This window comes from Psychrobacter sp. NPDC077938, assembly GCF_044542635.1.
In the GTDB taxonomy this organism is placed as follows: domain Bacteria; phylum Pseudomonadota; class Gammaproteobacteria; order Pseudomonadales; family Moraxellaceae; genus Psychrobacter.
Genome location: NZ_JBITUW010000001.1, coordinates 148,528 through 163,492, shown reverse-complemented (window position 1 = coordinate 163,492; position 14,965 = coordinate 148,528). Strand labels below are relative to the sequence as shown.

At 43.7% G+C, this 14,965-nt stretch carries 9 protein-coding genes; all 9 read left to right on the top strand.

Annotation, left to right across the window (positions count from 1 at the left end):
- Window positions 1–117 precede the first annotated feature (117 nt).
- The 9 genes from ACIGBM_RS00760 (at window position 118) to ACIGBM_RS00720 (ending at window position 14,822) form a co-directional block, all read left to right on the top strand.
- Entirely contained in the window at window positions 118–1,194 is a 1,077-nt protein-coding gene (locus ACIGBM_RS00760; RefSeq protein ID WP_397476448.1) for an esterase/lipase family protein, read from the top strand.
- Window positions 1,195–1,240: 46 nt separating this feature from the next.
- On the top strand, window positions 1,241–2,347 hold the full coding sequence (locus tag ACIGBM_RS00755) for a lipase secretion chaperone (RefSeq protein ID WP_397476447.1): 1,107 nt from the start codon (window positions 1,241–1,243) through the stop codon (window positions 2,345–2,347).
- A gap of 347 nt (window positions 2,348–2,694) precedes the next feature.
- Window positions 2,695–3,180 carry an META domain-containing protein gene (locus ACIGBM_RS00750; protein WP_397476446.1) on the top strand — a complete coding sequence of 162 codons (486 nt, stop codon included), beginning with the start codon at window positions 2,695–2,697 and terminating at the stop codon, window positions 3,178–3,180.
- Window positions 3,181–3,557: 377 nt separating this feature from the next.
- Window positions 3,558–4,520 (top strand): Xaa-Pro aminopeptidase, encoded by a 963-nt coding sequence (locus tag ACIGBM_RS00745; RefSeq protein WP_397476445.1) that lies wholly within the window; start codon window positions 3,558–3,560, stop codon window positions 4,518–4,520.
- Between the two features lie 142 nt (window positions 4,521–4,662).
- Window positions 4,663–5,319, top strand: a complete 657-nt coding sequence (locus ACIGBM_RS00740; RefSeq protein WP_397476444.1) for a hypothetical protein — start codon at window positions 4,663–4,665, stop codon at window positions 5,317–5,319.
- Window positions 5,320–5,599: 280 nt separating this feature from the next.
- Entirely contained in the window at window positions 5,600–7,675 is a 2,076-nt protein-coding gene (locus ACIGBM_RS00735) for a hypothetical protein (protein WP_397476443.1), read from the top strand.
- A gap of 308 nt (window positions 7,676–7,983) precedes the next feature.
- Window positions 7,984–14,187, top strand: a complete 6,204-nt coding sequence (locus ACIGBM_RS00730; RefSeq protein ID WP_397476442.1) for a DNA repair ATPase — start codon at window positions 7,984–7,986, stop codon at window positions 14,185–14,187.
- Between the two features lie 266 nt (window positions 14,188–14,453).
- Window positions 14,454–14,624: a DUF2256 domain-containing protein gene (locus ACIGBM_RS00725; RefSeq protein WP_010196547.1), complete on the top strand. Its 171-nt coding sequence runs from the start codon at window positions 14,454–14,456 to the stop codon at window positions 14,622–14,624.
- A 45-nt stretch (window positions 14,625–14,669) separates the two neighbouring features.
- Window positions 14,670–14,822, top strand: a complete 153-nt coding sequence (locus tag ACIGBM_RS00720; RefSeq protein WP_397476441.1) for a DUF2256 domain-containing protein — start codon at window positions 14,670–14,672, stop codon at window positions 14,820–14,822.
- Window positions 14,823–14,965 lie beyond the last annotated feature (143 nt).

Sequence of the window (14,965 nt, the reverse complement as noted above, 5' to 3'; positions counted from 1 at the left end):
GTTGAATGTTGCAGAATATATAAGTAATGTAATTTTGCCTGCTAACGGAATTAGCAGCAATTTTTACTGTAGTTGTGCAGTAAAAATAACCAAATCAATGATAACAAGGATGTTGTTATGACGCTTTCTTTGTACATTCGTGCAGCTCTCGCACCAAAGACATTGTTACCACTACTAGGTTCAATCAGTGCTGGTGTACTTCTAATGACCATGCAAACCACTTCTGCTCAAGCTGCAGGACAATACTATAATTGTGCCAATGCTAACGGTTGCAAGTTGGTGGACAGTAAATACTTCACTTCTAGTTACACTAAAACTCAATATCCAGTCGTCTTGGCACATGGACTTGGCGGCTTCACGACGTTATTTGGAGTCATTGATTATTTTAACGGGATTCCTGAAGACTTGATGAAAGGTGGCTCAGAGGTATATACCACCAAAACGTCAGCGGTCAATAACAGCGAAGTTCGAGGTGAGCAACTGCTACAACAGGTCAAGACCATTGCTGCCATTTCAGGTGAGTCCAAAGTCAACTTATTTGGACACAGTCAGGGCGGTATAGATATCCGTTATGTCGCTGGCGTCGCGCCAAAGTACGTGGCTTCAGTAACTGCGGTATCAAGCCCAGAGCAAGGATCAAAAACCGCTGATTTTGTTAAAAATGTCCTTGAGCCAAATAATACTTCTGGACAGCCATCTAATGTCACCACCCAGCTAGTATCAGGCGTGTTTAATCTGATTGGTGGCTTTACAGATATTGGTTCTGGTATCAGTTTCAACCAAATTCAACAACAAGATGGCTGGCAAGCGCTCGTGGCTCTATCGACCGATGGTGCTGCTAAGTTCAATGCCAAATTTCCTGCAGCAATGCCCAAAAACTATTGTGGTCAACCGACTAGTACGGCGGTCAATGGCATCAAGTATTATTCGTTTAGTGGTGTTGGGCAAATAACGAGCGCACTTGACCCTAGCGATTATCTATTGGCCGCAACGGGCGTACCGTTTGCAGGTGAGTCTAACGATGGATTGGTATCTGCTTGCTCAAGTCGTCTTGGCTATGTGATTCGTGATAATTATAGAATGAACCATTTGGATTCTGCTGATCAAGTCTTGGGTCTGACGGCATGGGGAGAGTCTGAGCCAAAATCTATCTATCGTACTCAGGTAAATCGTCTGAAAAACGCCAACCTATAAGCTGAACTACAAAACAAGAATGCTCATTGATTGAGAAATATCGTTTATGTCAAATAACCGCCGTCTAACCTATGCAACAATTGCTATCATCGCTGTGGTTATCATTGCCACAGCGGCGGTTATTTTGTGGTTTAAGCCTAGTAATGATGTAAATTCAACTTCAATCAAACCGTCGGTCTCTGATAATGAGACTAACGAGTCAGTGACAGCTGAGCTGGCTGCGGGACAAGTCGTGAAAGCGACAACGACACCCAGCCAGTCTCAATTTGTCACAGGATTAGAAAATTTACCACGCTCATTAAAGGGCACCCAAATTGATGGTGAAATCATCATCGATGAAAATAAACAGTTAGTCGTCACTGAAGGTCTGCGACGTTTGTTTGATTATTTTTTATCAGCCCTAGGTGAGGAAGAAGAAGCGGTTATATTTGCCCGTGTGGAGAGTTATATTCGCCATCACACACCAGAGCCTGCCGCTAGCCAAGCGGTCAATATTTTTAATCAATATGTTGCTTACCTTAAAGCACTTCCTGAGATAGAGAAGCGCTACGGCAATCTGCAATTACAGGCGACCAAAAGTGGTGAGCTGGACTTGAACGCAGTTGCCCAGCAAAAACAAGACATCGCTAATCTACGACAGCAGTACTTTGATAAGCAAACCATCACAGCATTTTTTGGCGCAGAGGATGATTACGATAACTATAGTATAGAGATGGTCAGAATTGACCAAAATAAGCAGATGTCTGACGTACAAAAACAAGCTGCCCGTCAGGACTATATCAGTCGATTGCCAGAGAATGCTACTAAAGCCAATATCATGCAACAGGCCAATATTAGCAAGTTAATGACTCGCACTGAACAGATGAAAGCTCGCGGTGCAACGCCTGAGGAATTATATAATATGCGCCGAGAGCTAGTAGGTGCACCAGCAGCAGAAAGGCTTGCACAAGTAGATCAAGAAGACGCTAATTTTGACCAACGCTTCACCCAGTATGAAACTCAAAAAAGTCGCTTATTAAGCCAAGGTGTCGATGCAGCCCAAGTGCAAATTCAGATAGATCAGCTTGAGCAGCAATTATTTGATGATACTGAGCGTAAGCGTCTGGATGGTTATGCGGCATTGCAACGACAGCAAGCTGTCAATAATCCATAATTACTGTCACTAGCTACCGTCAATAACCATCGTTGATACGGATAGATAGAGTGAGCAAGATTATAGTTAGCAGCTCATTTAGGTACTGGCAAGAGCAAGTAGCTAGATACTTGCAAAGTAGTACAAAATGCATTCCGAATAACTACTCAGTTTATGATGACACCTCCCTGTGAGTCATGCACAATATTGCCATTGTTTAGAGCATTAAATAAAACAATAAATGAATCATAATAAGTCTGAGCTTTTACTATGTTTATTAGAGCTAATCGCCTGTCTATTAGCGCTGATGGCGCATGCAGATAGTGTGTTTAGTAAAAGTATCGGATGTAATAAAGCGAGGAGTTGAAATGAAGAACATGACTAAAGTAATGATGGTCGCGACATTGGCAGTTGGTACGTTTGCTGCGGGTTGCCAGACGTCGAATTTGCCTGCGCCAGTCAGTCAGCCAATCACTGCAGATGTCTTGCAAGCACACAACTGGCAGCTCGTTGATGCCAAACGCAGCAATGGTGATAAAGTGACTCAGCTGTTTTTTGACCCAGCCAAGCCATTAACGTTGAATTTTATGAATGATAACGGTAGGGATTACGTGGCATTTATGAATACCTGTAATAGCATGGGCGCTGGATATAGTGTCGCAAACGGTGAGGTAGAGATTAAAAACGGCATCAGTACTATGATGGCATGTCCTGAACCGCAAGCCAGCTTTGATACTGCCACACTAGCCACTGTACAAGGTAAGTATAGCCTTAGTAAGAATGCCAATAATGTGCCTATCTTGACCATTAAAAACGATGATCAAGTCGCTTATTTTAAAGCCGTTACAAAATAGCTTAATGATTGAGTAAACAGTTTGACTGGTTCGTGAGTTTAAACAATTAAAATTATTTGTCTAAAATTGCTCATTTAAAATTGCTCATTTAAAGTTACTCTTCTTGAAACGCAAAATGCCTCGCTATCAAGTGGGGCATTTTTTTATCCAAAATTTAGTCCAGTTTAGGTTACACTAGAGTAATGTTTCTGTAATATATTTGATTTTTTAAATTGATGGTGATGGCTCTGAATTTATGTCGATAACGATCGCTTTTTTAGATATTTATAAGACTTTTATCATCAAGTTCTGTTGGATATGACGCTATGCTGAAAACTGCCATAAATAAAACAACCATATGTAAAGGAAGTCTATCTAAATCAAACATAGATAGGCTAATGATAAAAACACCTATTGCCATCGGCGTATTTGCTGTGCTTAACGGTTGCCAGACATTACCTACTACCTCAGTAAAAAAGCCAATCAGTACAGTTGAGACCAGTCCGCTGACTGCACGTATGCCAGTGATTGATCGCCAAGGATATATTGCCTATATAGAAGAGCAGGGCGTAGGTACGGCGAAAGTATCGGCACTCTATAGTATTCGTCCTGACGGTAGCGATCGTCAGCTCATCGATCAGCTTAATGGCTATATCTATGCGCCAGCATGGTCGGCAGACGGACAACTGCTTGCCTATAGCAAACAAGCCTCGCGTGAGCATCCCAAAATTTATATTTATGATCGTAGTAGCAATACGCGCAATCTAGTGGTAAATGCTGAAGGCAGCAATATGTCAGCGTCATTCTCACCCGATGGTCAAGATTTGCTTTATAGCTCTACTGTCGGTGGTAATGCTGATATCTATAAGATGCGTCTGAGTGATGGCAGTACCCAGCAGTTAACGACTCTGCCGAGTACAGAGGTACAGCCAAGTTATGCTGCGGATGGTAAGAGTTTTGTCTATACCAGTGATAAAGTCCGTGCTGGACGACCGCGAATTTATCGTTATGACTTCGCTACAGGCAATGCGACACCTGTATCAACAAATGGGTATGTGGCTAGTCCTCAGCTTAGCTTAGATGGTCAGCGTATGGCTTATCTAAATGGTCGCAAGGCGGCTGTCATGACCTTGACGACTGGACAGGTGGTCAACCTGGCAGAAACAGGGCTTGATGAGCCTGCACGTCTATCTCCCTCTGGCAATTATGCCGTCTATCCAACTCGCCGCTTGAGTGTGGGCGGGCAAGTAGCAAGCCAAAATGGTGGTAGTCTAGTTATCCATTCGCTGTCAGGTAATATCAGCTATGCCATTAGCGGTCAAAATGGTGGAGTCGTACGCTCACCGATATGGGGTCGTTAGAGAAGTATGTTTTATGTCGTGATATGTATATAAACTTATTTGTAAAACAACATAAGTTTATAAATATTAAGTGAAGAGCCTTAGCTTTTGTAGTAGGTTATTACAAATAGAAGATTAGGTTCACAAAGGGAGAACCCGCGTAATGCAAGAGGCTTTTTTCGTGTTCATCACCAAAATAAGTTTATATCCAACGATTGTTTTCACCGGTCTTGTGATGTTCGTTACTCTATATTGGGTGGTATCTTTACTCGGCATGGCAGATATGGACAGCGTGGATGCTGTAGAGACAGGTAGTGATGCTGCTGTCTCTGATTTATCATCGACCGGTTTTTTTACAGGTCTCATGTTGAAGTTTGGTCTCTACGGTGTGCCTTTAGTCATTATATTAAGCTTAATTAGTTTAATCGGTTGGTTGTTGAGCTATTTGTATACCAGTTTCTTACATCAAAATTTTGACTCTGGTGTTCTGTATTACGTGTTTGGCACAGGGGCACTAATATTCGTATTGGTCGTTTCTATGTGGCTGACAGGCATTATCATTTCACCCATCCGCAAAAACATTGCCAGAATCCCCAAACGTAATTCTGCTAATAATGTAGGCAAAATCGCGATTGTGCGCACACTTAGTGTGACGGACAAGCACGGTGAGGCAGAATTGAATGATGGCGGTGCAGGTTTGATACTCAAGATTCGTTCAGACAACAGTACTAGCTTACTGAAAAAGGGCGATAGAGTGATGTTGATCGCGTATTTAGAAGAAAAAAATACCTATCAAGTCGCTCGTGTTGAAGATAAATAATTATAAATCGTTTAGTCGATACGACTTTCTATCATCGCTTTTAGCATAGAGTAAACTCGAAAATAAGATAAGCCTTGATAAATAATAAACAGCCATTGAGCTAAAAAATCTCTATTTTTCACATCATACGAACGGTTTTAAATTTAGTTATTGTTGGTTCAACTAGTTTAGGTATGAGAAAAGGCAAGTGAAACTGCTACATAGAGTAGTTGAGCAAACCGGACCGAACATCTGATGGATATAGAACTGACTATAGAATGTTTCAATTAAAGGAATAAACATGGACATACTCATTATCGTCGGCGTGGTTGTGGTGCTGGCGTTTGTTTTCATTATGGCAGCACTGTTGATGCTCAAAGCCTTTTACTTCAAGGTTGAGCAGGGCAAAGCACTAATTATTAACGGTGTGAGCAAAATAGCCGTACGTTTTGATGGTGGCTTTGTTTGGCCAGTTATTAATAAAAAAGAGCTGATGAGAATCTCGCTCATCACGTTAGAAGTGGACAGACGCGGTAAAGAAGGACTAATTTGCGCCGATAATATGCGTGCTGATATTACAGTCGCATTTTATCTACGTGTCAATGAAACCGAAGAAGATGTATTAAAAGTTGCCAAATCGGTTGGAGTTGAGAGAGCATCAGATAAAGTCGCTGTTAATGAGCTGTTTAATGCCAAGTTTTCAGAAGCGCTAAAAACAGTTGGTAAGCAAATAGATTTCGTTAAATTGTTTGAAAACCGCAGCGAGTTTCGTGACAGTATCGTTCAAGAAATCGGTAACGATCTAAACGGCTATGTCTTAGAAGATGTCGCGATCGATTATCTAGAGCAAACACCGAAAGTGTCATTGGACTCAAGTAATATCCTAGATGCTGAAGGTATCAAAAAGATTACTCAACTAACGGCTTTTCAAAACGTTATTACCAATGAGCTTGAGCGTGATGAAGAGCTAGCGGTTAAGAAAAAGAACGTTGAAACCAGAGAGGCGATGCTAGAGCTTGAGCGTCAACAAGCCGATGCTGAAGCCAAGCAAAAGCGTGAAATATCGTCAGTGATTGCCCGTGAAACGGCTGAAACTCGTAAGATTGAAGAAGAAGAGCGTAAGAAGTCAGAAACGGCCGTCATCATGGTTGAGCAGGACTTAGCGATTCAGCGAGAGAATCAGCAACGTGAAATTGAAGTAGCAGGTCAAAATCGTCTGCGTGCAGTTGTCATCGAAGAAGAGAAGGTTACGCGTGCCCGTGACTTAGAAATCGTCTCTCGTGAGCGTGAAGTTGACTTGCAACGTATCGAGGCTGAACGTGCGATTGAACTTGAGAAAAAAGAAATCGCCAATGTCATCCGCGAGCGTATTGCGGTCGACAAAACAGTGGCGCAAGAAGAAGAGCGTATCAAAGAAGTTCGCGAAGTTAGTGAGGCTGAGCGTTCTAAGCAAACACGCGTCCTAGCTGCTGAAGCGGATGCTGAAGAAATCAAAGTACGTCAGGTGAAAAAAGCCGAAGCCGAAGAGCTGTCAGCCAAGCATAAAGCCGTTGAAATCACTACGCTTGCTACGGCTAACCTTGAAGCCTCTGCCAAAGAGTCAGAAGCCAAAATCAGAATGGCTGAAGGTATTAAAGCCGAAGAGTCTGCACATGGCTTTGCTGAAGCTGCTATCCAAGAAGTCAAAGCGGCTTCTTTGGAAAAAGAAGGCATTGCGAAAGCCAATATTATTAGAGCGACTGGACAAGCTGAAGCGCAATCAGATCGTGAAAAAGGCATGGCAGATGCTGAGGTTATCGCGGCTCGTGGCGAATCCAAGGCAAAAGCTGAGCGTGATATCGGTATGGTCGATGCAGAAATCATCACCGCTCGCGGTGAATCTACCGCCAGAGCTGAGCGTGAAAAAGGTATGGCAGATGCTCAAATCATCGCGGCTCGCGGTGAGTCAAATGCCAAAGCAGAACGTGAAGTTGGATTGGCAAAAGCCGAAGTTACTCGTGCGCATTTCCAAGCCGAAGCAGATGGTCTGGTCGAGAAATTCAATGCCATGGGTAGCATGAGCAAAGAAGCACGTGAGCACGAAGAGTTCCGTATGAGTCTTGAGACAGCATTGCAAGAAGCGCTTGCTTCTATTGACGCTGGTAAAGAGATTGCGAAAGAAAATGCTGAAGTATTGGCAGTGGCGCTACAGAAAGCCAAAATCGATATTGTTGGCGGCGAAGCGCATTTCTTTGATAACTTTGCCAAGTCACTATCTATCGGCAAAGCCATCGATGGCCTAGCAGGTAAGTCAGATACGTTGAGCGGTATTATCAATGGCGTGATGGCTAGTCAAGCTATGAAAGCAACCAAGCAAAATGATGATAAAACCATTTAATATTAAGACATGTCTTTATAGATTGAAGACACGCGCCAAAATTAATGCATTTCTCCCTTGATAACTAGCCTGTCATTTAGGAGGCAGGCTGAATCTAACCAACTTGTTCTATACATCTTCATAGAGCGATAGCCAACTTATTATTAATAATGAGTTGGCTAATCTAAAAAATCAGCAGTGATGAATCGTTTTTTTAGATTAGCCAAGTGCTTCTTTACTTTCGATGATCTTTATCTCAAATAACTTCTTATTTTCCTTATTGCCAAAAAATTCTCTTATTATGTAAAAACAGAAACGGACGAGCAACAATGGCGGACACGCAAAACCTAACCACTCCAGATAGCAATGACAACCCTAATGCTAGTCAAGCAAGCCAAACTGATCAGGCGGTTGCCTCGGGCAATGCTTATGAGCTCATCAAAAAACGTTTGACAGAACAAGGTGCTCGTTTAGAGCAACAGACGGCCACGCTAAATACTGCACGCCTTGAAGAGTTCGGCAGTACTCAAATGCAAGTCATCGCCCGTACGCGTATCCGTACCGAACATAACTGTGTGGCGCAGGATATGGTGCAAGTAGGCGAATATCTACTGTTTGGCTACAACGTTTTTATGGGACTCAAACGTGCGAGCAATGTTAAGGATGTATTGTCGTTATATCGTCTGAACGAGCCAGCTGGTAATGAAGAAGAGTATCAGCTCGAAGAGGTTGACCTAAAAGGCACTTTTTTGGCTCAAGACGCCTTTGTCCAAGACTTCAATGAGCTGTATCGATATTATAAGCAAACGCGCCTGATTCAAATAACGGTGAAAGACAGCAAATTGCTATTGGCATTTCAGATTGGTGAGCGCATCACTGATATTCGAGTGTTCCGTTTTGCGTTAGATTTTAGCCAAGGTACGCCAGAGTCGGCACAAGTCGCTTATGTGGACAATCGAGGCGAGCGTGACATTGAACTGCCGCCTGCTTATGATTTTGACTGGATTGAGACCACACGCGATCAAATGGTGAATGGCAAGTATCCCCATATGAATATCTTAGACACGATATTTGTAGAAACGGTTGGTGGTGATTTGACCATTAAGATTGAGGACAATACGCAATCCGGTCAGGGTATTTATAGCGAACCAGTTAATGACCGTACCCAGTCGCTGACGGATGCTGAGATTGCGTATGCCAAAGTGGGCAGTTTAATACTGCTCAAAATATTGCCCTATCGTGAAGAGGACTACCGTTATTTTGTTTATAACACCTTGACCGAAGCGGTGCTGCGTTTGGATGCGATTGGACAATCGTGTGTGCAGCTACCAGAAGACCACGGCATCATATTTCCGGGTGGCTACTATCTGCAAACGGGCGAATATAAACTGTTTGATGCCAATAACGTGGACGCCAAAGACTTAAAGTTCAAACGCAAAATCATATCGCCAAATGGGGAAGACGTTTTATTCTTATTTTATGATAGAGACTTGGGTATCACGGGGTTGTTTCCTTATAATTTGATCAAAAAGCAATTGGCAAACCCTATCTATTGCAACGGTATGGCTTTGGCTGAGAATGGTCGTTTGGTGCTGTTTAGCGATCAAAGTGAGCCATCTCGTATTCACCCGATGCAGATATGGCATACCCCTTATGCCTCACACGAGTATGTGAGTGAGCTGCCAGAGAGCACGAGTTTTTATGGCAAGATTGGCAATAAAGAGCTGGTGCGCGGTATCTCAGATCTTTATAGCATTACCCGCCTGATTGATAATCAAAGTGTCTCTCAAAAGCTCTATGAAGAGTTGGCTGACAATACCAGTCGTCTCTTTGACAGCTATTATTGGCTGTCTGAGCCTGAGCTAAGCGAAGTCGCCAGTAGTATCAAGGAAGTGACGGCCACGGCTGAGCTGGTCATTGATGAATTCGCCAAAGTACAAAGTATCCAAAAGCAAACTCAAACCGCGCTAGCCGATGCTGATACGCAGCAAAGTGAGATTTTGCGGCAGATACGCGTTACTAGCTTTGAGTCTGCCAGTGATTATGTCGATCAGTTGTCAGCATTAAGACGCCAAAAAGGCCGTTTGGTCAGCTTGGAGGATTTGCGCTATCTAGATGCCGATAAGCTACAAGCGCTGCAAAAGCAGTTAGAAGAAGCCGAAAGCGAGCTGGCTGAAAAAACGGTGCTGTTTTTAAGCGGCGAAGAAGCGCTATCAAGCTACGAAGGCATATTGGTCGATGTCAGTGAGCGCTTGAATACCGCTGAAACCAATGCTGAACTAAAACCCGTACTAGAAAAAATCGATGAAACAGCGCAAGGGTTAGATCTATTAACCGAGTTGCTAGGGACGCTAGATGTGGCCGATGCCACAGTGCGTACGCAAATCATCGATGACATATCGACCATTTATGCGAGCCTAAACCAGAGTAAAGCCAAGCTCAATCATAAACGCAAAAATCTAGGCTCAGCTGAGGCCGTGGCGCAGTTTGGGGCGCAGTTTAAGCTGTTTGGTCAGTCCATAGCCAATGCGTTATCCATTGCCAATACGCCTGAGAAATCAGATGAGCAAATGGCAAAATTGCTGGTACAGCTAGAAGAGTTGGAAAGTCAGTTCGCTGATCCAGAGACCAATAGTGGCGATCAGTTTTTAGCAGATATCATCAGCAAGCGTGAAGAGATTTACGAAACCTTTGAAAACCATAAGCAGCAACTGCTTGATGCTCGTAATCGCAAAGCGCAAAATTTAGGTGATGGCGCGCTGCGGATGCTTGAGAGTATTAAAAAACGCACGCAAAGCACAGGCGTCACAGGCTTTACAGAGGAAGAAGCGTTAAATACGTATTTTGCCGCTGATGGTCTGGTGCAAAAAGTCCGCAACATCGCAAAAGAGCTGCAAGCGATGGGCTTTAGCGTCAAAGCTGATGACATCGATGCGCGTCTAAAAGCCATCCAAATCGAGAGCTATAAGAGTCTAAAAGACAAGTCGGACTTGTTTGAAGATGGTGGCCAAATCATCAAACTGGGTAAGCACCGTTTTTCGGTCAATACTCAGCCGCTTGATTTGACCTTATTAAGTCGTCAACAGTCAGACGGCAAGCGTGTGCTGAATTTGCATCTAACGGGTACAGATTATTATGAAGTGCTTAATAATGCTGAGCTAAACGCCTTGCGCCCGTATTGGGACATGAATATCGCCTCCGAGTCTGACAAGGTGTACCGCGCCGAGTACTTGGCCTATAGCATTATCGAAAGTGCTAAGAACAGCCAGGAGGGTTTGACTGAAGCGCGCCTATATCAAGCCTACGATGCAACTGTTATTACTCTAGACATTAATGGCGACATTGATAACGACAGTCCATTGTCCAAGTTGGTCAAAGCTTATGCCACACCTCGCTATCAGCTTGGTTATGACAAAGGCATTCATGACCATGATGCCACGCTATTATTGATGCAAATATTGCCAACGTTGCGTGAGGCAGGGCTACTGATTTATACCCCGCAAGTACGTGCGTTGGCGCAATTATTCTATTGGCAACTAAACATTGTACAAGCACTTGGTCTAGACAGCTTGCGTCAATTTGGTTATGACGCTTGGTTAAATGAATCAGTGCTGACACGCGCAAATAACTGGACGGATAGAGCTGCTACCGCTGAGCAACTGCGCCGTGCATTGGGCAGCGATACTGCGAAGTCTCTATTGGTCGAGGACATGAGCCAAGTGATGCGTTATTTTGTTATGGCTCATAATGACGACAGTCTTAGCGCTGATAACGGTGCTAGCAAGCATTCAGAACCAGATTCAAATACCAGTGATACTCATAACGCCAACATCTTCAAATCAAGCTACGTTCAGCTTGCTTGTGAATATTTGGTGAGCGTCATGGGGCAGTCGGCTGAATCGAATGCAGGTGCATATAACACAATAAAATGGCAAACCAGTCAACAAGCGCAGCAGTTGTGTGAGCAGCTAAGCCAAACATTGAATAGTGCCTCAGGCAGCACGCAAAATACGGCCAGTTTTGATCAACTACAGTCTTCTATCAGTAAGCTTGGATTCCAACCCAAATCAGCCTATGAGCTACTAGCCACATGGTTTCATGCACTACTTGATAAGACTTATGGTGGTACTGAGTCGGTTAACGTAGCGACTGATGGCACCAATGAAGCAGGCGAGGCACTCAGTGAAGAGGAGCTTGCTGAGATTGAAACACAAAACGCGCTACGCAAGCAGCAATTAGAGAGTGGCCGTCATTATGTGCCAGAAGCCATTGCCGTCTTGCTTACCCAGTTAAATGATGCTCAGCGTGAAGCTTTGGTGCAACGACTGATTGATTCAGGTGCTAGCTTTGATAAAGGGGCTTTTAATAAAGGGTTAAGTGCTAAAGGATTGGGTAATCAAGGTTTAAACAGTACAGGCGCAAGTGGCACACCATCGGCCTTGTCATTTTCCTCAATCACCTCGTCGGCTACGTCATCGACTACATCATTGACCAGTATTAATAATCCGCTTAATCAAGTGCAAAGTTTTGAACGTAGCACGGGTAAGGTATCGCTTGAGATACAAGTCAATAATTTGCTGGGTGAGCATATACGTATTCATCAGCAGACCTTAACCTTTGCCGTCGATGATTTCTTAAATCGTTTGCATCATCATGATACCCAAGTTATCCCTGCCTATAGACGCTATCTGGCCATGCGCTCAGAGATATTGCATGACTCAAAAGAGACGTTGCAACTGGACGAATTTATGCCGCGTCCATTGTCTTCATTTGTGCGTAACCGTCTGATTAATGAGAGCTACCTGCCGCTCATCGGTGACAATCTTGCCAAACAGATGGGTACGGTCGGCGAGGATAAGCGTACCGATTTGATGGGTATCCTCATGATGATATCGCCACCAGGTTATGGTAAAACCACCCTGATGGAATACGTGGCAAACCGTCTCGGCCTTATCTTTATGAAGATTAACTGTCCGTCACTCGGTCATGACGTCACCTCATTAGACCCCGAAAAAGCACCCAATGCCACTGCGCGAGAAGAGTTGAATAAAATCAACTTGGCCTTTGAGATGGGCAATAACGTCATGCTTTATCTCGATGATATTCAGCATACCCATGCGGAATTTTTGCAGAAGTTTATCTCATTGGGCGATGGCACACGCCGTATCGATGGTGTCTGGCAAGGGAAGACTAAGACCTATGACATGCGTGGCAAAAAGTTCTGCGTGGTCATGGCAGGTAACCCATATACCGAAAGTGGTGAAGCTTTTAAAGTCCCTGACATGCTCGCTAACCGTGCCGATATCTATAACTTAGGCGATATCATGAGCGGCATGGAAGAGGTGTTTGCACTCAGTTATATCGAAAACTCGCTGACCTCTAATACCGTCCTCGCACCAATGGCCAACCGTGACTTAAGCGATGTCCATCGTTTGATTAAAATGGCAAAAACGGACAATGCGAATCTTGTCCAAGCACAAAGCAGCGATTTGACGTATCCGTATAGTACCTCAGAAATTAACGAGATTATCGCTATTTTGCGTCATATGTTTAGGGTGCAAGAAGTCATTCTGGATGTCAACCAAGCCTATATTGCCTCCGCCTCGCAAGATGATAAGTATCGTGTTGAGCCGATATTTAAGCTACAGGGCAGTTATCGTAATATGAATAAGATGACCGAAAAGCTATCGGCAGTCATGAATGAAAGCGAGCTGAACCAGCTGATAGATGATCATTATCTAGGCGAGTCACAGCTATTGACCCAAGGCGCAGAGAGCAACTTGCTCAAGCTTGGTGAGATGCGTGGTGTCTTGACCGAAGCAGAAACAGAGCGTTGGGCGCAGATCAAAGCCGACTTCCTACGTAACAAAGCCATGGGCGGTGAAGATGGTGATACTGGCGCACGTATCGTCGCCCAGTTGGTCGATTTGGCCAGTGGCTTCAATGCCATCAGTAGCCAGTTTGAGACATACTTAACGAAAAACGACCCAGAGCAAATCGCTCGCTTACGAGAAGCAGGACAGCAAGCGCAACTCGATGCCCAGCTAAACGCCCAATTAGAAGCACAAAAAATACTTGCCGATAGCGTCATTAACAATGCCAAAGTCGTCAGCGACAGTATCGATAATGGCTTTGAAAAAAGCGTGAGCCAATTGCTGCAAATATATAAGCACGATCACAATGCTGGAAAGGCAGAAGGCGAGTATCTCAAGCAAAACCAATATGCACAAAAACAGCTCATGGTGCAGCTGGTCAATGCCGTTGAACAACTGGCACAGAAAATGGCGGATAGCTTGTCTAGTAGTTTAACTGAGACCTTAGCTAAGAGTGATGAGAATCAAACAGCCGATAGCGATATCCCTGATATTCATCATCAAACGGCACTGATGGCAACTGCCCTCAAGCAAGCGTTAGAGCCATTGACGATGCGGATGGACGAAAAGCTAGCGATTGATACCAGCACAGATCAATCTGGTAAGTTAATCGTCAATAGTCTCAACAGACTTAATAAAATCTTTGACGACTATGATTAATCACTACTGATTAATAGCTGACGATTAACAACTAATGATTGATTATTAACGTTTATGAGCAATGTTGATGACTTGCACTTATGAACATCACTTATGAATAGCACCTATAAATAGGGCTTATGATCAAAAGACAATGGTAATATAGTCGGTAACAGCTACTTTGGATACAATGACAGCGAGTAAAAGTGCTACAAACAGTAGGTTAAGCAAGACTGACACCGTATCCGATGGTAGTGAATCGACTATATCAAACCAATGAGAAAATTATGGCGCACAAAAAAAAGAACGTCCGCAAAAAACTTTGCCCTGTCTGCGAGCGCGAATTTAGTTGGACGAAGAAGCTGGATAAAAACTGGGAGAGCATGGTCTATTGCTCCGACCAATGCCGACGGGTGAAAAAGTATGAAGGGCTAGATCATCAAAAAGAAGATAAGTAGTCGTTAGTAATGAAATAGAGCTATGTAGACATAAGGGAGCAGACGATGGCACATAAAAAGGTAAACCTACCGCAAAAAACCTGCCCCGTCTGCCAGCGCCCATTTACGTGGCGTAAGAAGTGGGAGAAGGATTGGGAACAGGTAATTTATTGTTCTGAGCGGTGTCGGCGGAGTAGGAAGAATCAGAACATAGGATAGCTAGATTGATAGGTGCTAAAGTTAAAGCAAGCCCTACTTAATGTTTCTATTTTCCTAAGTTAATAGCACGCTTATTATTATCTATCGGTATTTCATTTGCATTAATGATGTACTTAACTCTCATTTGAGAACCACTTATAATT